This is a genomic window from Pantoea latae (genome assembly GCF_002077695.1).
GTDB classification, from domain to species: domain Bacteria; phylum Pseudomonadota; class Gammaproteobacteria; order Enterobacterales; family Enterobacteriaceae; genus Pantoea; species Pantoea latae.
Map to the genome: position 1 here is coordinate 164,606 of NZ_MWUE01000016.1, position 26,687 is coordinate 191,292.

A 26,687-nucleotide genomic window follows, 5' to 3' on the forward strand; every position below is an offset into this window, starting at 1 on the left:
TCCCTGAAAAGTCAGGATCATCGGTGATGGCGCGCGCATATCGCCTGCGCCAGCCTGCCTGCGTCGGATTGCCGGAAAAAGCGGCTGGCGCTGTCGGCCTGCGGGGTGGCGTGCATGGAACCCACGTTGGTCAATATCGTCAGCGTACAGTCCGCTTTTTCATACCACCATGCGCAGGCGCTAAAGCCCAGCACATTGCCGCCGTGTCCAGAAGCCGTGCCCCAGGCGCTATCGATGTTGAACAGGCTTAACCCCATCTTGTCGTTATCCGCCGGCAGCCAGCGCTGCATCTCCCGCATACTCTGCGCGCAGAGCAACCGCCCGTTTCTCAGGGCGAGCATAAACGTCATAAGATCCTGCGCGGTAGAAAGGATGCCGCCGGCGGCCCACTCTACCGAGAGGTTGCTGGCGGAGACATCGATCAGGCCGCCAGAAATGGGCTTCATATGCGGTGAGAGGCCCGCGTTGCGCAAAAAGTCAGGGTCGAGCCGGTGGTAACGGCGCGCTATCTTGCGGCTGTCTGCAGGGCTATAGCCCTCAAGAAAGGTGTGCTGCAGCGCAAGCGGCTGAAAAATTCTCTGGTACAAAACCGCTTCCAGCTTGCTTTGCGCAATCGTCTCAATTAACAGACCCAGCAGGGTGAAATGGGTGTTGGAGTAGTGGAAGGCTGCTCCCGGCACGAAGCGCGCGGGTTTGTCGCGGATATAATCAAGGCTTTCCGCCGGACGCCACGTTTTTTCCGGCGTGAGACGCTGTCCACGCGCGTCGGCAATCCAGGCCGGTTCATCTTCCCAGCTTCGCATTCCGGCATAGTGCGACAGCAGTTGTCTGGTGGTCGCGCGCTGCGCATTGGCGATCCCCGCGAGCCGCTTCGCGTCCAGCCAGCGTGAAACCGGCGCGTCGAGCGGTAACTGGCCCTCTTCACAGAGCTGAAGCAGCAGCACGGCGATAAAGACTTTGGTGATACTGCCGATGCCAAACGCCGTGTCTGGCGTGTTGCTGCGCTGCTTTTCCACGTCAGCATAGCCCGCAGCCGCCTGCCAGATCGTTTCACTGCCTTTGCCAATCGCCATTGAGAGAGCCGGAAAACGGCTTTCCGTCTGCTGAGCAAGCAACGCATGCAGGGCGTGTTCAGGTAACAGCACGTTTTCTCCCGGTAGGATCGACTTGCGCGCACGCAAATACGTCAGAAGAAAATAGTCAATCGCAGCAGTAAAGAGAAGGGGATTAAGCGCGAGCGCGGCGTTGAGAATAAAATCAACGCCGCGACTAAACTATTATGCGGTCTGCCACTCTTTTTCCACGTCCGCTTTCGACTTAGACAGAATAACTTTATTGTCGTCGACATCTTTTACCCAGCTGAACGGGATAATGTGATGTTTACCGCCCGCTTCCGGATCGCTTTTCGCCAACTTAATTTTGTCATCGCCGTCAAAATGGTCAACAATACCAACGTGTTCGCCGTTAGCGTCAACAACCTGCGCGTGATCTAAAACTTTTGATTTGTCTACCATAGTTCCTCCGTTGAAAATGCAACCTTTCGGTCTCGGGAATAATTCTGCTTCGTGACTCTTTAAGCGTGGCCGTTAAAAGCACATTCGGCAAGTTATTCACAAAATGAAATATCTGCTGTGTTTTTTACAGGCTTAAATAACGTTATCTGTTTTACGCGTTTATTCTGACGCGCGTATAGCCTAATTTAACGCCTGCGCCGCAGGTGCAGCAGGATAAAAATAAGTGAGGCGCGGCAAAGAGTCCTGCAATCGAGACGATTGCCTGTAAAATAGCGTGCTCTCACACAGTCTGGCAGGGCGCGACGCGATATGAAACCGATGACGTTAAACCTCGATCTTCACGATCTCTACGCTTTTCAGGCGCTGGCGACGTGCAAAAGCTTTAAGCTGGCCGCCGAAGCCGTGCACATTTCCCAGCCTGCGCTGAGTCGACGCATCGATAAGCTGGAAACCTCCCTGGGTGTAAAACTGTTTGAAAGAACCACGCGCCGCGTCAACCTCACCCTGGCGGGAAGAAGCTTTGCGCCCAGGGCGCAGCAGCTGCTCAGGGATTTAGAAAGCGCGCTTGCCGAAATCGGCGATATCAACCCGAACCGCGCCGGGCTGGTGACCGTGGCCTGCGTGCCGTCCGCCGCCTACTATTTTATGCCGACGGTAATTGCGCAATTTCAGACTCACTATCCACGCGTGCGCATCAAACTGATCGACGCCAGCGCCGGCGAGGTTTACGACGCGGTGATCTCAGGAGAGGCGGATTTTGGCCTGAGCTTTACCGGTTCACCTCAGCCTGATATCCGCTTTTTACCGCTGGTGGATGAGGCCTATGTGGCCGTCTGTCCGCGTCAGCATCCGCTGGCAGAGAAGAAAAGCGTGACCTGGCGCGAGTTTTATCGCTATCCCTATGTCTGGCTCGACAAAACGTCCGGCAACCGCAATCTGCTCGACCAGGCGCTGGCGGGAATTGTTCCTGAGCGGGCCAGCGTCTGTGAGACGCGTCATGTCACCACGCTGCTGGGGATGGTGGAAGCGGGGCTGGGCATCGCCGCAGTGCCCTCAATGGCGATGCCGAAGTCGGGCCATCCTTTTTTGTCAGCGATAGCGCTGACGGAGCCGACCGTGCGCCGCACGGTCGGCATAGTGAAGCGCACCGGACAGGAACTGCCGCATCTTGCCGGTGAGCTGGAGCAGATGATTATCGCGGCCAACGCCGCGGAAGGTCAGGCGCTCTGCCTGTGACCCTCTGGGCCAGGCCTGGTCGCGTGACGAGGACGGGCCTCCTGCTTATAGAGAAACAGGGTCGCCAGCAGCGCGCACACGGCGGCGAAGCTCATCCACAACCCTGGCGCGGCTTTGTCGCCGGTCACTTCAATCAGCGCCGTAGAGATCGCGGGCGTGAAACCGCCGAACAGCGCCGTGGCCAGGCTGTACGCCAGCGAAAATCCCGCCACCCTGACCGATACCGGCATGATTTCGGTCAACGCCGGGATCATGGCGCCGTTATACAGGCCGTAGATAAATGACAGCCAGAGCAGCACGCCCAGCATGGTGTAAAAGCTCGCATCGGCCGCCAGATATTTCAGGGCAGGGTAGGAGGTGGCGATAGCGATCAGCGCCATGGCGATCAGCACCGGCTTGCGGCCGATACGATCGGACAACGCTCCGCCAATCGGCAGCCAGATAAAGTTAGATACCGCCACCAGCAAGGTTACCAGCAGGCTGTCCGACGCGCTTAACATCAGCACTTTTTTGCCGAAGGTCGGCGCGTAGACGGTAATGAGGTAGAACGCGGTAGTGGTCATCGCCACCATCAACATGCCGGCGATCACGATGCGCCAGTTGCCGAGTAGCGTATGGAATACCTGTTTCATATCCGGATGCTGACGGCGTTCGCTAAAGGCTTGCGTCTCTTCAAGCTTACGGCGCAGGAAAAAGATAAAGGGAACGATAAGGCAGCCGAAGACAAAGGGAATGCGCCAGCCCCATTCGCGAATAGTGCTCTCTTCCATTAATGCATTCAGCGCGAATCCCATCGCCGCCGCCACCATTATCGCCACCTGCTGGCTGCCCGATTGCCAGCTGGTATAGAAGCCTTTTCTGCCCGGCGTGGCGATTTCAGACAGGTAAACCGATACGCCGCCTAACTCCGCGCCGGCCGAAAAGCCCTGCAGCAGGCGTCCCAGCAGCACGATCAGCGGCGCCCAGTAGCCAATTGCCTCATAAGACGGGATCAATACGATAAGAAAGGTGCCCGTCGCCATAATCGAGAGCGTGACGATCAACCCTTTTCGTCTGCCGACTTTATCGATATAGGCACCCAGCACCACCGCGCCGATGGGCCGCATCAGAAAGCCGGCGCCAAAGGCGGCAAAGGTCATCATCAGCGAGGCGAACTCACTACTCGCCGGAAAGAAGGTGTGGGCGATATAGGTGGCGTAAAAGCCAAAGAGAAAAAAATCGAACTGCTCGAGAAAGTTTCCCGAGGTGACGCGCAAGATAGCGCCCGCGCGGGCGCGCAGCGTGTTAGCAGGTACAGAGGTTGTTTGCATAAAAGGCTCCAGCTGATACGTAATGTTAATGATTCATTACTTTGTTGTGATGCAAGACTGGAACAGGAAGGCGCAGTTAATAAGTGCTATTTCCGTATTGATTAATGCATAACACGCATCAATCTGCTCGCTGGATGCAGCGATCCCTGACAACGGCTGGCGAGCGGCGCCCAAAGCTCTGCGACAAGGCGCCGCCGCCGTTGATCAAATTCGTGACCGGCTTCATAGCGCGCGGGTTTTGTTGGCATCCCGGCCGCTCTCAGGCACACTACCCGCAGCTAAACTTACGCCTTACCGAGATTCTGTTCTCTCACCCAACTTTCTCGTGGGTCAGCCCGACAGCGCGACCACCCACATCTTCGACACACCACAAGAGGAATTACCATGGCTACAGGCCCACTGAACGCAGACGAAATCGAGTGGATGGAAGACGTGTTGATGGAGCACGACAGCGAAGACGGCTTGATCGACATCAGCGAGCTGGACGGTCTTTTTACCGCCGCGCTCTCCAGTCCGTCGCCGCTGGCGCTGGACGCGCTGAAGCCGGTTATCTGGGGCGAAACCGCGCCGGAGTGGGACGATCCGGCAGACGAGCAGCGCTTTAATTCGCTGGCGGCGCAGATGATGAATGATATCGCCGAGCGCCTCAGCCGCTATCCGGAACAGTTTGAACCGCTGTTCGGCTACCGCGAGATGGATGGTCGCGAGCTGCTGGTGGTGGAAGAGTGGTGTTTCGGCTATATGACGGGCGTGGCGCTGGCGGAGTGGCCCGCGCTGCCTGCCGAGCTGCAGCCGTCGCTGCAGGCGATTGCGCTGCATGGCGATGTCGACGAGGTGGAAAAACTCGACGGCATGGATGAGATCGCCTATCTGCAAAGCACCGATGAGATTCAGCCGGCGGCGCTGCGCCTCTATAACCACTGGCATGGCAACACCAGCGCGATTCACTAATAAGCAGGGCCGCTTACGCGGCCCTGAGTATGTCAGTGCGGGAGAGAGGGCAGGCATGAATGCCATTTGAGAGAATTCAGCTTCCCGCGCTACTTCTCGACCGCCGCCTCGTCCGACAGCTTTTTCCCTTCTTCGATAAACTCTTCGTCAATCTCTTCGACATTATCGCGGTTATCCTTGCCCGACAGCAGGTTCCAGCAGGCGATAAACAGCGCGGCGATCAGCGGACCAATCACAAAACCGTTAATGCCGTAGATCTCCATGCCGCCTAAGGTGGCGATCAGGATCAGGTAGTCAGGCATCTTGGTATCTTTGCCCACCAGCAGCGGACGCAGAATATTGTCCACCAGCCCGACGATCACCACAAAGAAGCCGACAAGAAATAGCCCTTTCCACAGCGCGCCGGTGGCGAAGAAAAACACCGCCGCAGGCACCCAGATAATCGCCGAACCCACCGCCGGGATCAGCGACAGAAAGGCCATCAGCGCGCCCCACAGCAGGCTGCCGTCGATATCCACAAACCAGAACGCCAGCCCGCCGAGAACGCCCTGCACCAGCGCCACCACCACCGTGCCTTTCACCGTGGCACGCGAGACGGCGGCGAATTTCATAAACAGGTGATGCTTAACGTAGGTCGAGAGCGGCAGCGCCTCCAGGATGAGATGCACCAGGTAAGAGCCATCTTTCAGCAGGAAAAAGAGCAGATAGAGCATAACGCCGAAGCCGACGGTAAAGGTAAAGGTCCCTTTGCCGATCAGGAAGACGCTGCCCGCCATGTACTGACCGCCTTTCAGCGCGAAAGAGGAGAGTTTCTGCTGGATCTGCGTCGCGTTATTCAGCTGATGCTCGGAGAGGAAGCTGCGCAGCCAGCCAGGCAGATGCTGCAGCAGATCGGCGAACACCGTCGGGAACTGCGCCGAATTGGTCTGCAGCTTGAGATAAACGGTGTTGATCTCGACTACCAGCGACGAGGCGATAATCGCCAGCGGCGTAAAGACGATCAGGCAGATAATCAGCAGCGTCACCAGCGACGCCAGACCATTGCGATCGCCCATCTTGTGGCGTAGCCAGGTTTTTAGCGGCGCAAAAATCACCGCCAGAATGGCAGCCCACAAAATAGGCGAGAAGTAGGGCGCCAGCACATCGAAAAACGCCACGGTGACTATCGCCAGGATCAGGATAAAGAAACCGAGTTTTAATCCTTTAACACGCATGCATAAACCTCAGGGTTAAGTGTTGCGGATGAACTATAGAACGCCCGACGAGGTTTGTAATGCCGAACCGTGGTTTCGTTTAAAAATTTAAGCCAGCCGCGTGCGGCAAAGGCGGCGTAGCGTTGTGATAACGGATTTTGCCTGAAATATGCACGATTAACGCATGCTGGTTGAAGCCTGTCGTCAAGGTGTGTAAAAATCCTGCGCAATCGTTTACACCCGCTGCGGTTAGGCGAATTTTTGCTGCGGCCGCCACTCCGCGCTGCCGCTCCGCGGCGAAGCAGGGCGGCGCGGCAATCTGGCCGTCGACGCCATCTCACCGTCGACGGCGTTGACGTACTCAAGACAGGACGGGCAGATGAAAACCACGCAAACCGGTACGCTCACCGCGGCCGCAGAGGCGCCAGCAGAACGCGGCTGGCGCAAAACCGACACCATCTGGATGCTGGGGCTCTACGGCACCGCTATCGGCGCAGGCGTGCTGTTTCTGCCGATTAACGCCGGCGTCGGCGGACTGCTGCCGCTGCTTGTTATGGCGCTGCTCGCCTTTCCGTTGACCTATTACTCCCATCGCGCGCTGACGCGCTTCGTGCTCTCCGGCAAGCAGGCAGGCGGCGATATCACCGACGTGGTCGAAGAGCACTTCGGCGCGGGCGCCGGCAAAATCATTACGCTGCTCTACTTCTTCGCTATCTTTCCCATTCTGCTGATGTACAGCGTGGCGATCACCAACACGGTAGAGAGTTTTATTACCCATCAGCTGGGGCTGGTCGCGCCGCCGCGCGTGCTGCTGTCGCTGATGCTGATTATCGGCCTGATGACGGTGGTGCGCTTCGGCGAACAGATGATCGTCAGGGCGATGAGCATTCTGGTTTTCCCGTTTGTCGCGGTGCTGATGCTGCTGGCGGTGTACCTGATCCCGCACTGGCACGGCGCGGCGTTGCATACCCTGTCGCTGCACCCTGACGGCGGCGGCAAAGGGCTGTGGATGACGCTGTGGCTGGCGATCCCGGTGATGGTGTTCTCGTTTAACCATTCGCCGATTATCTCCTCTTTCGCCGTGGCGAAGCGCGCGGAATATGGCGACGACGCGGAGCGGAAATGCTCGCGCATTTTGGCCTGTTCCCACCTGCTGATGGTGGCGACGGTGATGTTCTTCGTCTTTAGCTGCGTGCTCAGCCTGTCGCCTGCGGACCTGGCGGCGGCGAAGGCGCAGAACATCTCGATTCTCTCTTATCTCGCCAACCACTTTCAGGTGCCGGTTATCGCCTGGCTCGGCCCGCTGATCGCCATTGTCGCCATCACCAAATCGTTCCTCGGCCACTATCTTGGCGCGCGCGAAGGCTTTAACGGGCTGGTGAATAAAATGCTGCACAGCCGCGGCAAAACCCTGGCGCCGGCCACGCTGAACCGCGCCACGGCGCTGTTTATGCTGCTCAGCACCTGGCTGGTGGCGAGCTGGAACCCCGGCATTCTCGATATGATCGAAACCCTGGGCGGGCCGGTCATCGCCATTATTCTGTTTCTGATGCCGATGTACGCCATTCATAAAGTGCCCGCGATGCGCAAATACAGCGGGCAGCTCAGCAATCTGTTTGTGGTGCTGATTGGGCTGGTGGCAATCTCCGCCATTTTCTACTCTCTGGTCAGCTAAGCGTGACGGCCCGTTAAGCGCGGGCCGTTTAGCTTTTGTTTGGTTTTCTTTGCTGGCCGCGTGCTACCGTTGTTGAGAATACGTATTAGTTACCTGAGATCCCTCGCATGAAAAAAACGCTTTTGCTGGCTGGGCTGCTGCTGTCGACGGCGTGCGGCGCCACGCAATACCCGCTGCAGGTCACCGATTTGGACGGCAACGTTATCCGACTCGACCACGAGCCGCAGCATCTGATCCTGCAGGATGGCCGCGACGTGCTGGCGCTGGCGCTGCTGGATCGCGACAATCCCTTTCAGCGCGTCGTCGCCTGGAACAATCTGCCGAAAAAGCAGGACACCCAGACCTGGGATCTGCTGAAGCAGCGCTGGCCGCAGGCGGCGAACATCGTTGATATGGGGTTCAACGATCAGGGGCAGGTCAATCTTGAGAGCGTGCTGGCGCAGAAGCCGGACCTGATGATCGCGCAGCTGCGCGCAAAGTCGGCGCTGCAGCAGTCCGGCGTGCTGGAGACGCTAAAGGGGCTGCATATTCCGGTGCTGTTTATCGATTATGAGCTGCATCCGAAAGAGAACACCGCGCGCAGCGTGGCGCTGCTGGGCAAGGTGCTGAACCGTGAGCAAGAAGCGGGCGACTATACCGCCTTCTATCAGCAGCGCTTACAGCAGCTTGATGCGGCCATCGCGCAGGTGGCGCAGAAGCCGACGGTGTTTATCGAACCGATCGCCGGCAACAGCGATAACTGCTGCTTTACCCATGGCCACAACGGCTGGGGCGGGCTGGTGGAAGCGGTGGGCGGAAAGAATATCGGATCCGCGCTGCTGCCGGGCAACGCGGGCTTCGTCTCGCTGGAGAAGATTATCGCCATGAAGCCGGACGTCTATATTATGACCGGCTCAAAGCGGCCAAATGCAGGCGTGCTGCCGTTTGGCTATAACATCCCCGCGCAGGCGGTGTCAGCCACCTTTAGCGGTCTGCTCAACCGCACCGGCCTTAAGCAGATCGCGCCGGTAGAGAAGGGCCGCGTCTATGGCGTCTACCACCATTTCTATAACCATCCCTATAACATCATCGGGATGGAGATCCTGGCGAAAGATCTCTACCCGCAAACGTTCGCCCGGCTGGATCCCACCGCTGACTTCCACACTATCGTGACGCGCTTTACCCGTCTGCCGGACGCGCCCGTGACCCTGAGCTATCCCTGAACCTGCTGGCCGCGCGTTGACAAAACGCGCGGTTAATTTACCTTTTCACCGCGCCATCTTTCGCTACTCTTAAACCAACTGCTTTTTATTTTGATGCCGTACTTTTCCCCGCGTCTCTAACGCCACCAGCGAAAAAGCTTGCTAAAACCCAAAAACGTGGTGAAATCCGCGCGTTTATTTCGCACCGGGCGCAATAAACCAGGCAACAGGGAGTGCAAAAACAGACTTTTAATTTGGGCAGCGCGGCGTGCCGCCGGAAAAGATGACGCTTTTCCGACGCCAGCGTGCTGCCATTTGGGCTTTGCCCGAGGTGTTTATGACTCCACACACGTTGGCCTCCACGCTGAACAAAAAATTTATCCTTGAGCCGGTGATCTCTCCGACCGGCGGCTTTGTCGGTTTTGAACTGCTGACGCGCTATACGTCGGTGGCGGGTAAATCGCGCAATCCTTTTATGGTGATTGAAAATATGCCCTTCAGCGAGAAGCGCGATCTGCTGTTTGAGCAGCTGAACGCGCTGTCGCCGACCGTCGCGCTGCTGGAGCAGCGGGGCTTATTTGTCAGTATTAATATCGATCGCGATATGGTGCGCATGGTGGAAGAGGATGCGCAGCTGAGCTGGCTGTTCAGTATCGCCAGCGTACTGCGGCTGGAGGTTTCCGAGAATATTGATTTTTCGCACGATGTTGAGGCGCGTCAGGCGCTGCAGCAGCTCAAGGCGCGCGGCATGCACTTTTTCCTCGACGATCTCGGCACCGGCTTCGCCAATCTGGACGCGCTTTATACCGGCCTGTTCGACGCGGTGAAAATGGACAAACGCTTTTTCTGGGAACAAAAAGAGAAATCTATTTTTCCCGTGCTGATGGCGAATATTCAGCGCTACTGTCCGAAAATTATTGTTGAAGGAGTAGAAAATAAAGAAGATTTGGCGGCGCTGGAACATATTCCGCTTTACGGGCTGCAGGGTTACTATTTTCCTGCGCTGGAAATTGACGAACTGCCTCAGCATTTAAGCCAGGGTGACGCTATTTAAACACGAAGCAGGGCGAATAAGCTGTTTTTTTTCGTCCTGCCTTAACTATTCAGATTGTTATTATATTCGCGCGGGCGCAGGAAGTTAACGTCATAACCTGAAAAGCCCGCGGAAAAACGTAAAGAAAGCGAAAAGAGGCGGGGAAAGGCGTGGTTTTTTTCGCGGCGTAGCGCATATCAGCCCAGATATGACGCCATCCGGGCGCCGAAGCGTCACACTCTTTTAGCGCTGAAATATTTAGCAGGCATATTAATAGCGAAAATAATTAATTTGCTCGTCTGGTCCGACCCCAGACCTGTAAAATGCGCATGCGCTGCTGCATGCGGGAATATTTATCCGCTTTGTTGATTCACGATGAAAATTAACCTCGCGTGTAAACTGACTAATAGAGAAATATCCTAATCTGCGCCATTAATTATGCCAAAACAGAATCATCAGTGTTAAGATAACCGCTCAACACTCGTGATGTGGTGTTGTGTTCTCTAGTTTTTTTCCTTGATTTGGCAAGGATTAGCCGGTATTCGGTATTAAGGAATCGTATTCCCCCGATCGTTTACGATCGGGTTTTTCATTTTCACTCCGCTCTGTAGTCCGCTATTCTGATCTGAAATTTGCTCGCTTCCTGAACTGACGTTTTCCCTTTTTTGCCTGCGCCATATTCAGATCCAGCTCTCTCCACAATTTCTGCCGAGTGTTAAGGAAGCGCTAAGCAGAGTAATAGTCTGTAAGTTACCGATTTTTAAGACTTTAGGAGATGCGGAGCGCCCCCCATATCACCGATAGTACATCTTAACGGCGCGACTCTCGCTGTTGCTACTGGAGGTTATGATGAAAAAAACAACATTACGCGTTATCGCGACTTTTATTGCATGCAGCTCACTGATTTCCACCGTCTCCTGGGCTGATGGCCCGGGCGATCATCACGGCCAGCCGTGGCAGCAGCATGGCGGCGATCGCCATGACGATCGTCACGACGACCGCGGTCGCGGTCCGCAGGGCCATGGACCGGATCGTGACCGCTTCGCCGGCGGCCCGCGCGGCGATCGCCATGACGATCGCGGCCGCGATCATTTTGCCTGGAACGGCCATGACTTCCGTCGCGGTCATCCGATGCCGCCGGAATATCGCGGCCCGCACTATCGGGTAGATGACTGGCGCGCTCGCCGCCTGCCAGAGCCGCCGCGCGGCGAATACTGGTCCTATATCGACGGTAACTACGTGCTGATTGCCGCCGCGACCGGTGTGATCACCTCGCTGATCCTCAGCAACGCCTTTAACTAAACCAGCCTCCGGGGCGGCGCAGGCCGCCCCTTTCTCTCTTCTTCCTGATAAAAACCGGCTGCGCCGATGCGCGCCTGTTCCTCTTTTTTTCACGCTCCCCAGGCTATGCTTTGCTTCTTTCCTTTCGCCTGATAAGGAGTCGCAATGACAGTGGTAAAAATGGTGGCGGTTGATATGGACGGCACCTTCCTTGATGACCAGAAGCAGTACGATCGGCCGCGCTTCATGCGCTGCTATGCAGAGATGAAGGCGCGCGGCATTAAATTTGTCGTCGCCAGCGGCAATCAGTACTACCAGCTGAAATCGTTCTTTCCAACCCTCGCCAGCGACATCGCCTTTGTGGCAGAGAATGGCGCCTGGGTACTGGACGGCGAGCAGGAGCTGTTCTGCGGCGCCTTTTCCCGCGCGGACGTCAATGCGGTGCTCGATACGCTGCAAAACGGCCACTATCCCGGGCTGCGTTATATTCTGTGCGGACGAGAAAGCGCCTACTACTTTAGCGGCGCCGTTGAGGAGCAGTGGCTGAAAAAAATGCGTCACTACTGCCATCGGTTAAAGGCGATTAACACGCTGGAAGAGACCGGCAACGACCGGCTGTTTAAATTTGCGCTTAATCTCTCCGACGACTACGTCGAGCCGCTGATGGCGGATATTCAGCGTCTGCATGAGGGCGCGGCGGCCGCCACCTCCAGCGGACACGGCTCGGTGGATCTGATTGTGCCAGGCCATCATAAAGCCAACGGGCTGAATATTCTGGCGCAGCGCTGGGGCATCGATCATCAGCAGGTGCTGGCGTTCGGCGACGGCGGCAACGACCTGGAAATGCTGAAACAGTCTGGCTTTAGCTTTGCGATGGCGAACGCGCCGCAGCGGGTCAAAGCGGCGGCGCGCTACGCTGCGCCCGGCAACAACGACGCGGGCGTGCTGCAGGTGATTGAGGCGATGCTGGCGGGCGAACCGCCGTTTGCCTGAACGCCGCGCTGGCGAGCTAGGGAGTGACCTGCCACGCCTCGGTCAGCATTGCGCGCATCGCCTGCTGGCTATAGCTCACCAGCGAATTTTTACTGTTGGCGCGCGCCAGAATCCATTCGACATCCGCCTCGCTCAGGGTTTGCGTCTCCTGCCAGAAAGGGACGATCGCCTGCTGCTGTAGCCAGCTTTTCAGGAAGCGCGTCGGCTGCGCGTCCGGCGTGTTGAACAGCTGCTGGTGCAACGCCTGCATCAGCTGCTGCTGCTGCGCATCGCGGCTCTCCGCCAGCTGCTCGAGGAACGGAAACAGCAGGCGGCCGCACACTTCGCCGTGGTGATAGGGTTTGATCGCGCCCAGCTCTCCTGCGAGGCCGTGAATGACGCCCAGCCCGGCGCTGCTCAGACAGACGCCGCCGAGCCAGGAGGCGAGCATCATCGCCTCGCGCGCCGCGTCGCCCTGCGCATCAGTGCGGTTCAGCGCAGGCCACGCCTGCACAAACTGACGCAGCCCGGTCAGCGCCAGCTGACGGCTAAACAGATTGCCTTTGCTGGAGAGATAGGCCTCAAAAAGATGGGTGAAGGCGTCGATGCCGCAGGTTGCCAGCACCTTATCAGGCGCGCCTTTCAGCAGATCCGCATCGAGAATCGCCACCTGCGGCACAAATACCGGATGGCGCAGCGACGCCTTCACTTTGATGTCGAGCTGATCGGTCACCACGGCGTTCTGCGTGGCTTCGCTGCCGGTGCCCGCCGTAGTCGGCACGGCGATCAGCGGCAACGTCACCGCCTGCACCGGCGTATCGCCGACTTTTTCCAGATAGCGCGCCGTCGGCAGCGGATGCTGCATCATGGCGCTAAAGGCTTTGGCGCCATCCAGCACGCTGCCGCCGCCGATCGCCACCACACGATCGACATGGCCGCGCCAGCGTGTGACCCAGGCGTCAATCTCAGCCGGTGACGCTTCATGCGCGACGATTTCATAACCAATAATAAGATCGTTCAGGTCGCTTTTCAGCTGTGCATAGACAGGCCCGTTTAAAAACGAACGCCCGCAAAACAGCAGCGTGGGCTGAGGATCGGCGCGCAGCAGCGGCACCAGCTGACGGATGCTGCCGCGTCCAGAAAGGGTTCGTTGATTACTGTACAGCTCGATCAGATTCTCACTCACCGCGACATCCTTATGTAAAAAGAGAAAACAGGAGTGTAACCAAAAGCGGAAGCGCAACCGCGACAAACTTTCCTGTAACAGGGCGATGAAAAGTTGATCACCTTCGCAAAACAGAAATTCAGCGCAGGCGAGGAGGTGCTTTCCTGACGATGTTACCCTTAACATGTTACTGGTAACAGGTTGTGTCCGACTGTTAACCCGTTTTTCCGATGCTGTACCCAACGTCCGTTTCGGACCTACGATAACAACACGCTGCTGGCCGCTGGCCGGTCTGCAAGCTGGAGAACACCTATGCCATTACTTATTGTGGCGATCGGCGTGGCGTTGCTGCTGCTGCTGATGATTCGCTTCAAACTCAATGGATTCATCGCGCTGATACTGGTGGCGCTGGTGGTCGGCATGATGCAGGGCATGCCGGTCAATAAAGTTATTCTCTCGATTAAAAACGGCGTGGGCGGCACGCTCGGCAGCCTGGCGCTGATCATGGGATTCGGCGCCATGCTCGGCAAGCTGCTGGCGGACTGCGGCGGCGCGCAGCGCATCGCCACCACGCTGATTGACAAGTTCGGCAAGGAATATATCCAGTGGGCGCTGGTGCTGACCGGTTTTACCGTCGGCTTCGCGCTGTTTTACGAGGTCGGTTTTGTGCTGATGCTGCCGCTGGTGTTCAGCGTCGCCGCCTCGGCGCGCGTGCCGCTGCTCTACGTCGGCGTGCCGATGGCGGCCGCGCTGTCGGTAACGCACGGCTTTCTGCCGCCGCATCCCGGCCCAACGGCGATTGCGACGCTGTTCAACGCCGATATGGGCAAAACCCTGCTGTGGGGCACGCTGCTCGGCATTCCGACGGTGATCCTCGCCGGACCGGTTTACGCCCGCTTCCTGAAAAAAATCGATAAACCGATCCCGCAGGGGCTCTATAACCCAAAAACCTTTAGCGAAGAAGAGATGCCGGGCTTCGGCGTCAGCGTCTGGACCGCGCTGGTGCCGGTGGTGCTGATGGCGCTGCGCGCGCTGGCGGAAATGGTGCTGCCGAAAGGGCACGCGCTGCTGCCTTACGCGGAGTTTTTCGGCGATCCGGTGATGGCGACGCTGATTTCGGTGCTGATCGCCATCTTCACCTTTGGCCTGAATCGCGGGCGCACTATGGATGAGGTGATGGGCACCATTACCGACTCGATAAAAATCATCGCCATGATGCTGCTGATTATCGGCGGCGGCGGGGCGTTTAAGCAGGTGCTGGTGGACAGCGGCGTCGATAAATATATCGCCGCGATGATGCAGGAGAGCAACGTCTCGCCGATCTTTATGGCCTGGTCAATCGCCGCCGTGCTGCGCATTGCGCTGGGTTCCGCCACCGTGGCGGCGATTACGGCGGGCGGCATCGTCGCGCCGCTGATTGCCAGCAGCGGCGCCAGCCCAGAGCTGATGGTGATTGCGGTGGGCTCGGGCAGTGTGATCTTCTCCCACGTTAACGATCCGGGCTTCTGGCTGTTTAAAGAGTACTTTAACCTCACCATCGGCGAGACCATTCGCTCCTGGTCGGCGCTGGAGACCATTATCTCGGTGTGCGGGCTGGTGGGCTGTATGCTGCTGTCGTACGTGATTTAACCCATGCCGCCGGGCGCGCTGCCCGGCGGCGGATGTCAGCTGGCCTGCGCGCGAAACGCGGCCAGCTCCTCTTCGGGCATGCCCGCCTGCGTCGCTGCCAGGCAGATTTGCCGCCAGCTGTTGGCGTCCAGCGGGATCCCTTCGCGTTGGCGCAGCGCGCGGTTCATCTCTTCCCATTCTCCCGGCACCTGAATCGGCTCGCTGCCGCTCTGGGGCGATCGCTTCACCCAGTCCAGAAAAGCCTCTGCTTCCTCCTGCATCGCCGGCGCGTTGAACGCCTCCGGGTTGAGGATAATGGTGGTCATGCAGTTATAGATGGCGTCATGGCTGGCGAGCACCGTCTCTTCGTGGGTGGTGCGGCCGCCAGAGAGGGCGCCGCCGAGGATTTCGCACATCGTCGCCAGCGCGTAGCCTTTGTGCAGGCCAAACGGCAGCAGTGAGCCGTAGGGCGCTTCATGCATCACGCCAGGGTGCTGCGTCGGCTGTCCCTGATGATCGATAAGATAACCCGGCGGCACATCGACCCCTTTGTTCCAGGCGACGCGCGTTTTGCCGAAGGCGATGCCGCTGGTGGCGAAATCAAGCAATAGCGGTTTGCCCTGGCGGCGCGGAAAGATGGCGCAGAAGGGATTGGTGCCGAAACGGCGGTCGCTGCCGCCGAACGGCGCCACCATCGGATCGCCCATCACGTTAACGAAGTGAAAAGAGATAAATCCCGCCGCCGCGCACTGTTCGGCCCAGTGGCCGATACGGCCAATATGGTGCGAGTGATGCAGGCCGACCGCCGCAATACCGGTCTGCCGGGCGCGCGCGATGCCTTGCTGCATCGCCTCGAACGCGGCCACCTGACCAAATCCGCCACGGGCGTGAAAGGTCAGCACCGCGCCGGCGTCTTTTTCCAGCACCGGATGCTGATTAAGCTGCAGATGCCCCTGGCTGAATGAGGTCATGTAGCTGGGGATCATGCCGACGCCGTGGGAGTCGTGTCCGGCCAGATTGGCCGCCACCAGGTGATCCGCCACCAGGCGCGCCTCATCAGCGTTGCTGCCGGCGTGCAGCCATATCGCCTGCACGAACGCATGCAGCTGCGTGGGGTGAATACGGGTGAGTTCACTCATCTTGCTCTTCTCCTTTTTGAGGGCACACGGCATCCTGCGGCTAAAAAACCGCCACGGCAAGCGCGGATGTCAAAAAGCGAGAAGGGCCACAATGCGTGGCCCAATGCAGGGGTTAATGCGGCTGTTCAAAGCCGGCTTTGACCATTTGCTCGCGCAGCGCGCGGGTAATTTCGCGATTACCGCCGGTGACGGGGTAGATCACATTGTTGACGACATCATCAAGGTAGTGCTCGTCGAACTCTTGCATGGTGAGCTGTGAACCGCCTTCATCGTTGATAGCGAAAGAGCCTTTGATGTGATCGCCAGCATTTTTCGCCTTAAGGCTGTAGCGTCCCATACTGGTATTTATTGTGCTCATAATCTCTCCTTATTACTCGTCTTACGTTGGTACGCGCAGAGGCCTGCCTTTGCCGCTAAAAGTTTAGCGAGCAACGAGAGGAGAAACGAAGCGCAAGGCGGTTAAAAAAACAACAGCTGCGACCGGCGTCGCAGAAATTGCGTCGGCCTTTCGGCGCAGCCGCAGATCACAGCGGAGGGGAACGGGCACCGGCAAAAACGCAGCGATAAGCTATACTCTTATCCTGAAACGTTTTTTTACTGGCAGAGGAACAAGGATATGAAAATAATTTTGTGGATTATCGCCATCATTTTCATCGTAGGGTTACTGACGCTGACTGGGGTATTTAAGCTCATCTTCTGAATTAACAGGGGCACCGCTCAGGTGCCCTTATTCGTCTCCTTCTTCACACGCGAAACCAGACAGCGGGTTATGGGATCAAGCGGCGTATTCGGCAACAGATCCCGCGCTGTGAGCTTTTTATGACAGCTGGCGCAGCGCGCGCCGTGAAAGTCTGCGTCTGATGAAGGTTCATGGGTAAACGTAAACTTTGCGCTGCCGCAGGCGGTACAGCGAATTTTCATCACCATGTGTATGCTCTCCTTGCCCGAAACGAACAGCAGGCATTCTAACAAATCCCTCCATAAAATTTATCAAAAATACTAAACAATTAATGCGCGTTACCGTTTGGCTTTACTCATTTATTTCTTGTTAATTGCGCAGGGTGATGGTTTGCAGATGGAAGCAGACTTGCATCTGGGCCAGCGACAGCATTGACCTGGCTGAATCCTTTACAGCTGGAGGTTATGACTGCCTGCTTAAGAAAATCCAGCATTTTACCCGCTCGTTTTAGCACCGTTTTAGTTGGGGTGGGCATAATAACGCTCAATATATAGGATTTTTCTTAACCCGACAGGCGCGACCTTTAAGGAGCGAGCCGGTCTGACCGCCGTCGATCAGTACAGGAAAACTGTTGTGAACCGGAAAACTCTGAGCGCCCTTGCCGGAGCGTGCTCCGCGCTTGTTCTCACCTGCTCCGCGCAGGCTGCGACGCTAAGCGACCACCTGCAAAACGGCTGGCAGACCTTCAGCGATAACGTGCAGCAAACCTGGCAGCAGCCGCAGCATAAAGATTTTTATCTGCCCGCTATCACCTGGCATAACCGCTGGACCTACGACGACGATCATATTAATCGCTACAACGAACGCCCCTGGGGCGCTGGCGGCGGTATCTCGCGCTATGACGACAAAGGCAACTGGCATGGCCTCTATTTGATGGCGTTTAAGGATTCGTTTAATAAGTGGGAACCCTTTGGCGGCTACGGCTGGGAGGCGACCTGGCGTCCACTCAGCGACCAGCGTTTTCACCTTGGTGCCGGCTACACGGCAGGCGTGACGGCGCGCCATAACTGGGATTACGTTCCCGTGCCCGCGCTGCTGCCGCTGGCGTCGGTGGGATACGGCCCGGTAAACTTCCAGATGACTTATATTCCAGGCACTTACAACAACGGCAACGTCTATTTCGCCTGGATGCGCTTTCAGTTTTAGCGTCGCGCCGTGAAGGTCAGGGGTAAGGAAGCGTAAAAAAGGGGGAGATTTATCACTTTTTATTCAATTGGCGCTGGACAAATGTCACCGCAATTGCTGTACTAGACGCCGACACAGTTTAGTGTCCATTTTTCATGTAAAGGTAATATAGATGTCCAAGATCAAAGGTAACGTTAAGTGGTTTAATGAATCTAAAGGATTCGGTTTCATTACTCCAGAAGATGGCAGCAAAGACGTGTTCGTACACTTCTCTGCTATCCAGAGCAACGGTTTCAAAACCCTGGCTGAAGGCCAGCGCGTTGAGTTTGAAATCACCGAAGGCGCTAAAGGCCCATCTGCTGCTAACGTTATCAGCCTGTAAGTTAACAGTCAGAATTTCAAAAACCCGCCGCATGGCGGGTTTTTTTATGGCTGGAAAAAGGTGTAACACCCGCCGACCACGCTGCCTAACGCCAGCATCAGCGCCACGGCTTCCTCTATGCTGCGTGGGATCACAACGTTCATTTCACTCTCCTCGACCTGATGCGGTCATCCCAGCTTTACAGACGAAGATTAACGCCGCCTTAATTTCTGATGACGAATTGATGACCTGCTTCGATCTGCGGCGTCAGTCACATAAAAGCCTCGTAACATTATTATAACAACCCTTACTTGCAGCTTTTTTCCCGGCGACGCTATATAACAGAGCGGCAGCATAATCTTCTTCAGGAGGCGGGATGAACATAAGGCAGGCACAGGCGAAAGACAGCTTTGCGCTCAGCGCGTTGCTGGCGGAATTAGGCTACGGCGGCACCGAAAGCTTTATTGGCAAACGTCTGGCGCAGCTCAGCAGCGATCCCGATGAGATGCTGCTGGTAGCGGAGCACGGCACCCAGGTGCTGGGATTTTTGTCGATGCATTTTATCCCGCAGCTGGCGCTGGCGGGTGACTTTGCCCGCATCAGCTATTTTTGCATCGCTGAAGGGGAACGCAGCAAAGGGGTCGGCCAGCAGCTATTGCAACATGCCGAAGCGATGGCGGCGCAGCGCGGATGCGACCGGATGGAAGTGCACTGCCACGCCTCGCGGCTGAAGGCGAACCAGTTCTACCAGCGCGAAGGCTACGTCGAGTCGCCGCGCTATCATATCAAAGATCTGAGCTGAGCCTGGCCTCGCGCCCGGAGGCGATAGCCAGCGCGCTGGCCAGCATCTCCAGCTGCGTCTCCTGCAGGCAGGCGATGCTGACGCGAATAAACTGCGTCGGCCCCAGCCGGCAGCGCTCGCCCGGCAGGACGGCGATGCCGCGCGCCGCCAGGGTGATCATGGCGTACTGCTCCGACGCAACCGGAATGCAGATGCTCAGCCCGTCGCGCAGCGGCAGGGTCAGGCCGTGCGCCGCCAGCGCCGTCAGCATCTTTTCGCGCCGCTGACGATAGATAGCGCGCGCGGCCGCAACCTTCTCCTGCGTGGCGACATCCTGCAATAGCCAGGCGACGCTATCCTGCAAAATCCGGCTGGTCCAGCTGACGCCAAAATTGCGCCACGCCTGGATGCGCCTCACCATCTCGGCGGTGGCAGAAAGCACCGCCAGACGCAGATCGGGGCCATAGGCTTTGGAAAACGAGCGGACGTGGAGCGTGCGCTCGGGAAAAAGGCTGCCGAGACTCCAGGCGGGCGCCGCAGAGAGATCGCCGATGCCGTCATCCTCGACAATCAGCGTGGTGCTCTGTGCCAGCGTTTCCGCCAGCGCGGCCTGACGCGCCGCGCTAATGCTGTTGCCGGTCGCGGAGTGGGTGCGCGGCTGGTAGATCACCATCACCGGCGACTTTTGCAGCAGCGCGGCGAGCATCTCCGGCAGCGGTCCCTCCTCGTCACACGCCAGCGGCAGGATCTCCGCGCCCACGTTATCCAGCATATCCAGCAGCCGCGTCGCGGTGGGATCTTCAATTACTACCCGGTCGCCGGGGGAAACCAGCGTCTGCACCACCAGATTCATGGCGTCAAAGCCGCCGTCCGTCGCCAGAAAGGCTTCGGCGGCATAGGGCCAGCGCGGCTGAATCGCCGCCAGCAGCAGCGGCGAAATCGCCTCGCGCAGATAGCTGTTGAGGTGAGGAGAGCGCAGCGCGGCCTGCAGGGCGGGCTGCAGATCGGGCAGCAGCGTGGGATCGGGCGCGGCCATCGCCAGGTCGGCGCGAATGTTATCGCCGTAGTTGCCGATTTTCTCAAAGCGGATAGGGCGCGGCATGACCGTATTGCCGGACACCCAGACGCCACCGCGCCCTTTGCCCGCCAGCACCTTCTGCTTTTTCAGCTGCGCCCAGGCGGCTGAGACGGTTGCCGGACTGACGCCCAGCTGTTCCGCCAGATCGCGCACCGCCGGCATCTGCATGCCCACCGCAATTTTTCCCTCGCGGATCAGCGTAGAGGCGGCCAGCGCTATCCCCTTTACCGAACGCTCGGCGATGTGCTCGCTTAACCAGATAAGATCGACCGTTTGCGTCATAAGAAAATACTTTGTTCAGTAACAAATTAATGATTGTTCAGATAAGTATTCCCGAATTAGTATCAAATTCAAGCACTATTTGCTGAATAAATCATCGGCGCAGCAGGCGCCTCCTGAATATGGGGCAATCATGAGCAAACTACTCGTCAGACTGGCGGTGCGTGACTGGGACTACTTTACGCCGCTGGCGCTGGGCGACCTGAAACCAGACGGCTTTGAACTGGCTATCGACCGTGTCGGCACGCTGGTGGATAACCTGGCGACCAGCCCCGATTATGACGGCGGCGAAGTCTCCTTTAGCCGCTATGCGCAGGGCCGCGCCCGAGGCGACACCAGCCTGCTGGGGCTGCCGCACTTTCTGATGCGCGGCTTTCGCCAGCGCTGCATTATCACCACCGCCGACAGTCCGCTGACCACCCCTGCGCAGCTCAAGGGCAAACGCATCGGCGTCACCGGCTGGCAGGACTCCGGCAACACCTGGACGCGCACCGTGCTGCGCGAGGCGGGCGTGGAGATTGACGATGCTTACTGGTTTGCCGGCCGCCTGACGGAGGCGCATCCCATCGTCGATCGCCTCGCGGGCTTCGGCCGGCCGGGGCGTATTGAGGCCGCACCGGGCGAGCGTCCGTTGCTGGAGCTGCTGAAAGCGGGGGAGCTGGATGCGGTTTTCACCCCCTTTATGCCGGAGGGTTTCTTCCTGCCGGGCTCAGGGCTGCGTCAGCTTCAGGCCGATTTCTGGCAGGCGGAGCGCGACTACTTCAACCGCGTCGGCTATGTGCCGGGCATCCATATTCTGGCGCTGAAACCGGCGCTGGCGGAGGCGCACCCCTGGCTGCCGCAGGCGCTCAGCGCGCTCATCGACCGCTCCTGGCAGCTCTGGATGCAGAAGCGGGAGAAGTACGCCGACACCACGCCCTGGCTGCTGGACGATTTGCGACGCACTGCGCAGGAATTGCCCGCCAGCTGGAATCAAAACGGCTTTGAGGTTAACAAGAAGATGATTGCCGATTTTGCCGGTGAGCTTTACCAGCAGGGTCTGACAAAAACGCACCTGACGCCGGAAGCGATCTTCCCGGCGGCGAGCAAAGGGGAACTGTAATGAAAGTAGCGATGGGACAATTCGCGGTCAGCCGCGAATGGCAGGAAAACGCGGCTATCTGCCTCGACCTGATGGCGCGCGCCGAGGCGGGCGGCGCCGATCTGCTGGTGCTGCCGGAAGGCGTACTGGCGCGCGATATCGCCGACCCGGATCTGGTGCTGAAGGCGGCCCAGCCGCTGGACGGCCCCTTTCTGACGCAGCTGCTGGCGCAGAGCCAGGGCAGCGCGCTCACCACCATGATGAGCGTGCATGTGCCAGCCGAGGGCGACAAAGCGCTGAACGTGCTGGTGGCGCTGCGCAACGGCGAGATTATCGCCGCCTATGAGAAGCTGCACCTCTACGACGCCTTCGCGATGCAGGAGTCGCAGCGCGTCAATCCTGGCAATGCGATCCCGCCGCTGGTGGAGGTCGCCGGAATGCAGGTCGGCCTGATGACCTGCTATGACGTGCGCTTCCCGGAGCTGGCGCGGCGTCTGGTGCTGGACGGCGCCGAGGTGCTGGTGCTGCCCGCCGCCTGGGTAAAAGGACCGCTGAAAGAGATGCACTGGGAGCTGCTGACCACGGCGCGCGCGCTGGAGAACACCTGCTATATGGTGGCGGTAGGGGAGTGCGGTCCGCGCAATATCGGCAATAGCCTGGTGATCGATCCGCTTGGCGTCGCCATCGCCAAAGCGCCGGAATCTGCCGCGCTGGTCTTTGCCGACCTTGACCCGCAGCGCATCGCGTACGCGCGCAGCGTGCTGCCGGTGCTGGAAAATCGCCGCTTCGCCCGTCCGGAACTAAAAACAGAATAGGCACGCCTGGGAGACAAACCGTGAAAAAGAGTGCAACCGCCATCCTGCTGGCGCTTGGCCTGAGCGCCTCGCTGGCCCATGCCGCCGACGCGATTCCGACGCAAAAAGTCGACCCGGCGCTCCACGATCGCCTGCCCGACGCCATCAAAAAGTCGGGCAAGATGATCTCCGTGAACAACGGATCCTTTCCGCCCTATGAGATTGTCAACGGCCCGCACGCGATGGATGGCGCCTCTGCCGATCTCACCACGGCGCTGGGCCAGCTGCTGGGCGTCAACATCGAGCATGCCACGGTCAGCGGCCTGTCGGGCGTGCTATCCGGCATCAACTCCGGCCGCTACCAGCTGGCTATCGGCCCGATAGGCGACTACCCGGACCGCCAGCAGAAGGTGGACTTCGTCGACTTTGTGCAGGAGTTTGTGGTGTTTGGCGTGCAGAAAGGCAACCCGCAAAAAATCAACGGGCTGGAGGATACCTGCGGCAAACGTATCGCGGTCATGGCGGCGGGCTCGGCGGAGCAGGTGATCCGCAAGCAGTCGGACGCCTGCGTGGCGGCGGGCAAGCCCGCGGTGGTGGTGCAATCCTTTACCGATCAGCCTTCCTCGATTCTGGCGGTGCGCTCAAAGCGCTCGGACGCCTTCTTCTCCTCGCAGGCGCCGCTGACATACTTTATCGAGCAGGCGAGCGGCCAGCTTGAGCTGGCGGGCAAGGGGCAGAAAAACGGCTTCGGCGATATTTTCCAGGGCACGGTGGTGCCGAAAGGGTCGCCGCTGGGCCAGGTCGTGCTGGACGCCTATCAGGCGCTCTATCAAAACGGCACCTATGCCGCCATCATGAAAAAGTGGAAGCTGGACGGCAATATGATCGACGCGCCGGGTTTGAATATGGCGAAGGGGGCAGCTAAATGAGTTCAGCTAACCACGATACACGAGCCAGGGATAAGGCCGACGTGCAGCAGCGCGACGTGGCCTACGCCCGCAGCGCGCCCGCCTGGGGACGCTGGGTCTCCTGGGTTGTGGTGCTGATCGTCGCCTCGAATTTTCTCTGGCTGGTCGCCACCAATCCCAACTTCGAATGGAAGGTGGTGCTGCAGTGGTTTACCGAGGCCTCGGTGTTGAAGGGGCTGGAGATCACGCTCGGCTTAACCCTGGTGTCGATGATCCTCGGCACCCTGCTGGGGCTGCTGATGGCGGTGTGGCGCCTGTCGGAAAATCGGCTGCTGAGCGGCATCGCCAGCCTCTATATCTGGTTTTTCCGCGGCACGCCGCTGCTGGTGCAGCTGATCTTCTGGTACAACCTGTCGACGCTGTTTCCCACGCTGTCGCTGACGCTGCCCTGGACCTCGCTCACCTGGGCCAGCTGGAACACCAACGATCTGATCACGCCGCTGACGGCGGCGATCGCCGGGCTGGCGCTGAACGAAGCGGCCTATATGGCGGAGATTATTCGCGCCGGTCTGCTCTCGGTGGATAACGGCCAGGTCGAAACCACGCAGGCGTTCGGCATGAGCCGCAGCCGCGCGCTGCGACGCATCATCATTCCTCAGGCGATGCGTGCCATTATTCCGCCCAGCGGCAACCAGCTGATCAGCATGATCAAGGCGACCTCGCTGGTTAGCGTCATCGCGATGGGCGATCTGCTCTATTCGGTGCAGGCGGTCTATAACCGCACGTTCGAAATCATTCCGATGCTGATGGTGGCGGTGATCTGGTATCTGTTGATCACCTCGATCCTCAACGTCGGCCAGTCGGCGATTGAGCGCTACTATGCGCGCGGCACGCGCCGCACGGTCGACGTGGCGAAATCCCGGCCTGCCGCGCCGCTCTCTGGCGCACGCCTGATGCAGAAGGAGGATCTATGAGTGCTGTCACGCCGCTGGTGAGCGCCCGTAACGTGCATAAAAGTTACGGCCACAATGAAGTGTTAAAAGGGATCGATCTCGACGTTTTTCCCGGCGAAGTAGTGGTGATCCTCGGCCCGTCCGGCTCGGGTAAATCGACCTTTCTGCGCTGCATCAACCATCTCGAGGATATGAACGGCGGCTCGATAATGGTGGGCGATCAGCAGATTGGCTATGAGCTGAAAAAGGGCATCCTGCATCGGCTCTCGCCGCGCAAAATCGCGCATCAACGCCAGAAGATCGGCATGGTGTTCCAGCAGTTCAATCTCTACCCCCATATGACGGTGCTGCAGAACATTGTCGAGGCGCCGATTGGCGTGCATAAATTCCCGCGTCACGAAGCGATCGCCTATGCGCGCGCGCTGCTGGCGACGGTGGGCTTAAGCGACAAAGCGGACGCCTGGCCGCGTCATCTCTCCGGCGGCCAGCAGCAGCGCGTGGCCATCGCCCGCGCGCTGGCGATTAAGCCGACGCTGATGCTGTTCGACGAGCCCACCTCGGCGCTTGACCCTGAACTGGTAGGCGAAGTGCTGGCCACCATGCGCACGCTGGCGGATCAGGGGCTGACCATGATCGTGGTGACCCATGAGATTGGCTTCGCCAGAGAGGCGGCTGACCGGGTGGTGTTTATGGACGGCGGTGTGGTGGTAGAGCAGGGGCCGCCCGAGCAGGTGATTGCGGATCCGCAACATCCGCGCACCCAGGCCTTTCTTAGCCGTTTTATTTAACGAGGCGTAAACGATCTTACTCTGTTACAGAATCAAGTTGAGGTTAGCGCCGATCTGCGCGTAAATAGCGCTGTTCATTTTTCGCTTAGGTTGAAAGGTAAAGTATGGAAGGTATCAGTATTGCCAAACTGCTGATCATCGGTGCGCTTATCGTACTGCTTTTTGGCACCAACAAGTTACGTTCACTGGGTGGCGATCTGGGCTCCGCAATCAAAGGCTTCAAAAAAGCCATGAAAGATGAAGAACCCACCGCAGCCAAAACAACAGCTGAAGATGTTCCGGCAGAGCGCGTGACTCATAAAGAGTAATGCGTGAGCGATCGAGAGTAAATGTAACGATTTATTTCTCACGGACATAAAAAAACCAGACCTCGCGTCTGGTTTTTTATTGCCCAAATGATGCGCAGCGGCTTACTTCACTTCCAGCCCTTTCGCCTGCATATCGGCGTGATAGGAGGAGCGAACAAAGGGGCCGCAGGCGGCGTGGGTAAAGCCCATCGCCATCGCCTCTTCTTTCATCTCATCAAACTCGGCCGGGCTGACATAGCGCTGAACCGGCAGGTGGTGACGGCTCGGCTGCAGATACTGGCCCAGCGTCAGCATGGTGACGCCGTGACGGCGCAGATCGCGCATCACCTCGACAATTTCCGCGTTGGTTTCGCCGAGGCCGACCATCAGACCCGATTTGGTCGGGATATCGGGATGCGCCTCTTTAAAGCGCTCCAGCAGCTTCAGCGACCAGTCGTAGTTGGCGCCCGGGCGCACCTGACGATAAACGCGCGGCACGTTCTCAAGGTTGTGGTTGAAGACGTCCGGCGGCGTGGCGGTGAGGATCTCCAGCGCGCGATCCATACGGCCGCGGAAGTCGGGCACCAGGGTTTCGATTTTAATCGACGGGCTCTTTTCGCGGATAGCCGTGATGCAGTCGGCGAAGTGCTGCGCGCCGCCGTCTCGCAGGTCGTCGCGGTCCACCGAGGTGATCACCACATAGCGCAGCGCCATATCGGCGATGGTTTGCGCCAGCTTCAGCGGCTCGCCGGCATCCGGCGCGTTAGGACGGCCGTGCGCTACGTCGCAGAACGGACAGCGGCGGGTGCAGATGGCGCCGAGGATCATAAAGGTCGCGGTGCCGTGGTTAAAGCATTCCGCCAGGTTAGGGCAGGAGGCCTCTTCGCACACCGAGTGCAGGCCGTTTTTACGCATCGCCGCCTTGATGCCCTGGATTCGGCTGGAATCCGCAGGCAGCTTGATTTTCATCCATTCGGGCTTGCGTAACAGTTCCTGGCGTTCGGTCACCACGGTTTTTACCGGGATCAGCGCCATTTTATCTGCGTCACGATATTTGACGCCGCGTTCCATCTGAATTGGTTTACTCATAAGTCTGCAGGTTCCGGTCGGATTGCGTGATGAGAGCTTTCGCCTTCAGGCCAGCGGTAAAGCTTTCAACTTTTTTTGATAAAATTTCAAAAATTATATCAGTTCCGCCAGGCAGAAGCAGCCATCCGGCGGCGGGGAAAGTTACAATTTTGTAAATTCGCATGCG

General features: G+C 58.3%; 28 protein-coding genes. 18 read left to right on the forward strand and 10 right to left on the reverse strand.

Annotation, left to right across the window (positions count from 1 at the left end; translation table 11 throughout):
* Positions 1-17: 17 nt before the first annotated feature.
* On the reverse strand, positions 18-1,145 hold the full coding sequence (locus B2J69_RS11235) for a serine hydrolase domain-containing protein (RefSeq protein ID WP_143806276.1): 1,128 nt from the start codon (positions 1,143-1,145) through the stop codon (positions 18-20).
* 132 nt (positions 1,146-1,277) lie between these two features.
* Positions 1,278-1,514 (reverse strand): DUF2171 domain-containing protein, encoded by a 237-nt coding sequence (locus B2J69_RS11240; RefSeq protein ID WP_081139373.1) that lies wholly within the window; start codon positions 1,512-1,514, stop codon positions 1,278-1,280.
* A 318-nt stretch (positions 1,515-1,832) separates the two neighbouring features.
* Between B2J69_RS11240 and B2J69_RS11245 the strand changes: the two genes are divergently transcribed.
* Positions 1,833-2,750 (forward strand): LysR family transcriptional regulator, encoded by a 918-nt coding sequence (locus B2J69_RS11245; RefSeq protein WP_081139426.1) that lies wholly within the window; start codon positions 1,833-1,835, stop codon positions 2,748-2,750.
* On the opposite strand, the gene tcuC is transcribed toward B2J69_RS11245, so the two are convergent.
* The gene (tcuC, locus tag B2J69_RS11250; protein ID WP_081139374.1) at positions 2,732-4,060 is read right to left on the reverse strand and encodes an MFS transporter; all 1,329 of its coding nucleotides are present in this window, start codon (positions 4,058-4,060) and stop codon (positions 2,732-2,734) included. The two genes, B2J69_RS11245 and tcuC, sit on opposite strands and share 19 nt — an antisense overlap.
* Before the next feature lie 384 nt (positions 4,061-4,444).
* Between tcuC and B2J69_RS11255 the strand changes: the two genes are divergently transcribed.
* On the forward strand, positions 4,445-5,011 hold the full coding sequence (locus tag B2J69_RS11255; RefSeq protein WP_081139375.1) for a UPF0149 family protein: 567 nt from the start codon (positions 4,445-4,447) through the stop codon (positions 5,009-5,011).
* A gap of 89 nt (positions 5,012-5,100) precedes the next feature.
* On the opposite strand, the gene B2J69_RS11260 is transcribed toward B2J69_RS11255, so the two are convergent.
* A complete protein-coding gene (locus tag B2J69_RS11260) occupies positions 5,101-6,225 on the reverse strand; it encodes an AI-2E family transporter (RefSeq protein WP_081139376.1) in 1,125 nt (374 codons plus the stop codon).
* Positions 6,226-6,583: 358 nt separating this feature from the next.
* Between B2J69_RS11260 and B2J69_RS11265 the strand changes: the two genes are divergently transcribed.
* From B2J69_RS11265 to B2J69_RS11285, 5 genes are all read left to right on the forward strand, one after another.
* A complete protein-coding gene (locus B2J69_RS11265; RefSeq protein WP_081139377.1) occupies positions 6,584-7,879 on the forward strand; it encodes an HAAAP family serine/threonine permease in 1,296 nt (431 codons plus the stop codon).
* 107 nt (positions 7,880-7,986) lie between these two features.
* Positions 7,987-9,081, forward strand: a complete 1,095-nt coding sequence (locus tag B2J69_RS11270) for an ABC transporter substrate-binding protein (RefSeq protein ID WP_081139378.1) — start codon at positions 7,987-7,989, stop codon at positions 9,079-9,081.
* 316 nt (positions 9,082-9,397) lie between these two features.
* Positions 9,398-10,114 carry an EAL domain-containing protein gene (locus B2J69_RS11275; protein ID WP_158083429.1) on the forward strand — a complete coding sequence of 239 codons (717 nt, stop codon included), beginning with the start codon at positions 9,398-9,400 and terminating at the stop codon, positions 10,112-10,114.
* An 828-nt stretch (positions 10,115-10,942) separates the two neighbouring features.
* Positions 10,943-11,395, forward strand: a complete 453-nt coding sequence (locus B2J69_RS11280; protein WP_081139380.1) for an RcnB family protein — start codon at positions 10,943-10,945, stop codon at positions 11,393-11,395.
* Positions 11,396-11,539: 144 nt separating this feature from the next.
* Entirely contained in the window at positions 11,540-12,367 is an 828-nt protein-coding gene (locus tag B2J69_RS11285; RefSeq protein ID WP_081139381.1) for a Cof-type HAD-IIB family hydrolase, read from the forward strand.
* A 16-nt stretch (positions 12,368-12,383) separates the two neighbouring features.
* Here the strand turns inward: B2J69_RS11285 and B2J69_RS11290 are convergent, their stop codons facing one another.
* Positions 12,384-13,532 carry an iron-containing alcohol dehydrogenase gene (locus tag B2J69_RS11290; RefSeq protein ID WP_081139382.1) on the reverse strand — a complete coding sequence of 383 codons (1,149 nt, stop codon included), beginning with the start codon at positions 13,530-13,532 and terminating at the stop codon, positions 12,384-12,386.
* A 291-nt stretch (positions 13,533-13,823) separates the two neighbouring features.
* Between B2J69_RS11290 and gntT the strand changes: the two genes are divergently transcribed.
* The gene (gntT, locus tag B2J69_RS11295) at positions 13,824-15,140 is read left to right on the forward strand and encodes a gluconate transporter (protein ID WP_081139383.1); all 1,317 of its coding nucleotides are present in this window, start codon (positions 13,824-13,826) and stop codon (positions 15,138-15,140) included.
* A 35-nt stretch (positions 15,141-15,175) separates the two neighbouring features.
* Here the strand turns inward: gntT and B2J69_RS11300 are convergent, their stop codons facing one another.
* Entirely contained in the window at positions 15,176-16,258 is a 1,083-nt protein-coding gene (locus B2J69_RS11300; protein WP_081139384.1) for a malate/lactate/ureidoglycolate dehydrogenase, read from the reverse strand.
* A gap of 112 nt (positions 16,259-16,370) precedes the next feature.
* Entirely contained in the window at positions 16,371-16,616 is a 246-nt protein-coding gene (locus B2J69_RS11305) for a hypothetical protein (RefSeq protein ID WP_081139385.1), read from the reverse strand.
* A 258-nt stretch (positions 16,617-16,874) separates the two neighbouring features.
* On the opposite strand from B2J69_RS11305, the gene B2J69_RS24600 reads away from it, so the two are divergent.
* The gene (locus B2J69_RS24600) at positions 16,875-16,958 is read left to right on the forward strand and encodes a small membrane protein YohP (protein ID WP_019105993.1); all 84 of its coding nucleotides are present in this window, start codon (positions 16,875-16,877) and stop codon (positions 16,956-16,958) included.
* A 17-nt stretch (positions 16,959-16,975) separates the two neighbouring features.
* On the opposite strand, the gene B2J69_RS24605 is transcribed toward B2J69_RS24600, so the two are convergent.
* Positions 16,976-17,185, reverse strand: coding sequence for an ECs_2282 family putative zinc-binding protein (locus B2J69_RS24605; RefSeq protein ID WP_081139386.1), 210 nt, complete (start codon positions 17,183-17,185; stop codon positions 16,976-16,978).
* A 385-nt stretch (positions 17,186-17,570) separates the two neighbouring features.
* Here B2J69_RS24605 and pagP point away from each other — a divergent pair, with 385 nt between their 5' ends.
* The 3 genes from pagP to B2J69_RS11325 all read left to right on the forward strand — a co-directional run bounded on the left by pagP (position 17,571) and on the right by B2J69_RS11325 (position 19,285).
* Positions 17,571-18,143, forward strand: a complete 573-nt coding sequence (pagP, locus tag B2J69_RS11315; RefSeq protein ID WP_081139387.1) for a lipid IV(A) palmitoyltransferase PagP — start codon at positions 17,571-17,573, stop codon at positions 18,141-18,143.
* Positions 18,144-18,294: 151 nt separating this feature from the next.
* On the forward strand, positions 18,295-18,504 hold the full coding sequence (cspE, locus tag B2J69_RS11320; protein WP_033751857.1) for a transcription antiterminator/RNA stability regulator CspE: 210 nt from the start codon (positions 18,295-18,297) through the stop codon (positions 18,502-18,504).
* 355 nt (positions 18,505-18,859) lie between these two features.
* Positions 18,860-19,285, forward strand: coding sequence for a GNAT family N-acetyltransferase (locus B2J69_RS11325; protein WP_081139388.1), 426 nt, complete (start codon positions 18,860-18,862; stop codon positions 19,283-19,285).
* Here B2J69_RS11325 and B2J69_RS11330 read toward each other — a convergent pair.
* A complete protein-coding gene (locus tag B2J69_RS11330; protein ID WP_081139389.1) occupies positions 19,269-20,624 on the reverse strand; it encodes an aminotransferase class I/II-fold pyridoxal phosphate-dependent enzyme in 1,356 nt (451 codons plus the stop codon). The two genes, B2J69_RS11325 and B2J69_RS11330, sit on opposite strands and share 17 nt — an antisense overlap.
* 130 nt (positions 20,625-20,754) lie before the next feature.
* On the opposite strand from B2J69_RS11330, the gene B2J69_RS11335 reads away from it, so the two are divergent.
* The 6 genes from B2J69_RS11335 to tatE all read left to right on the forward strand — a co-directional run bounded on the left by B2J69_RS11335 (position 20,755) and on the right by tatE (position 25,453).
* The gene (locus B2J69_RS11335; protein ID WP_081139390.1) at positions 20,755-21,723 is read left to right on the forward strand and encodes a substrate-binding domain-containing protein; all 969 of its coding nucleotides are present in this window, start codon (positions 20,755-20,757) and stop codon (positions 21,721-21,723) included.
* Positions 21,723-22,517 carry a deaminated glutathione amidase gene (locus B2J69_RS11340; RefSeq protein ID WP_081139391.1) on the forward strand — a complete coding sequence of 265 codons (795 nt, stop codon included), beginning with the start codon at positions 21,723-21,725 and terminating at the stop codon, positions 22,515-22,517. Before B2J69_RS11335 ends, B2J69_RS11340 begins: the two co-directional genes overlap by 1 nt.
* 20 nt (positions 22,518-22,537) lie before the next feature.
* Positions 22,538-23,425 carry an ABC transporter substrate-binding protein gene (locus tag B2J69_RS11345; protein WP_081139392.1) on the forward strand — a complete coding sequence of 296 codons (888 nt, stop codon included), beginning with the start codon at positions 22,538-22,540 and terminating at the stop codon, positions 23,423-23,425.
* The gene (locus tag B2J69_RS11350) at positions 23,422-24,378 is read left to right on the forward strand and encodes an amino acid ABC transporter permease (RefSeq protein WP_081139393.1); all 957 of its coding nucleotides are present in this window, start codon (positions 23,422-23,424) and stop codon (positions 24,376-24,378) included. Before B2J69_RS11345 ends, B2J69_RS11350 begins: the two co-directional genes overlap by 4 nt.
* The gene (locus tag B2J69_RS11355) at positions 24,375-25,145 is read left to right on the forward strand and encodes an amino acid ABC transporter ATP-binding protein (protein WP_081139394.1); all 771 of its coding nucleotides are present in this window, start codon (positions 24,375-24,377) and stop codon (positions 25,143-25,145) included. Before B2J69_RS11350 ends, B2J69_RS11355 begins: the two co-directional genes overlap by 4 nt.
* Positions 25,146-25,249: 104 nt before the next feature.
* The gene (gene tatE, locus B2J69_RS11360; protein ID WP_081139395.1) at positions 25,250-25,453 is read left to right on the forward strand and encodes a twin-arginine translocase subunit TatE; all 204 of its coding nucleotides are present in this window, start codon (positions 25,250-25,252) and stop codon (positions 25,451-25,453) included.
* A 102-nt stretch (positions 25,454-25,555) separates the two neighbouring features.
* On the opposite strand, the gene lipA is transcribed toward tatE, so the two are convergent.
* Positions 25,556-26,521, reverse strand: a complete 966-nt coding sequence (lipA, locus tag B2J69_RS11365; RefSeq protein WP_081139396.1) for a lipoyl synthase — start codon at positions 26,519-26,521, stop codon at positions 25,556-25,558.
* Positions 26,522-26,687 lie beyond the last annotated feature (166 nt).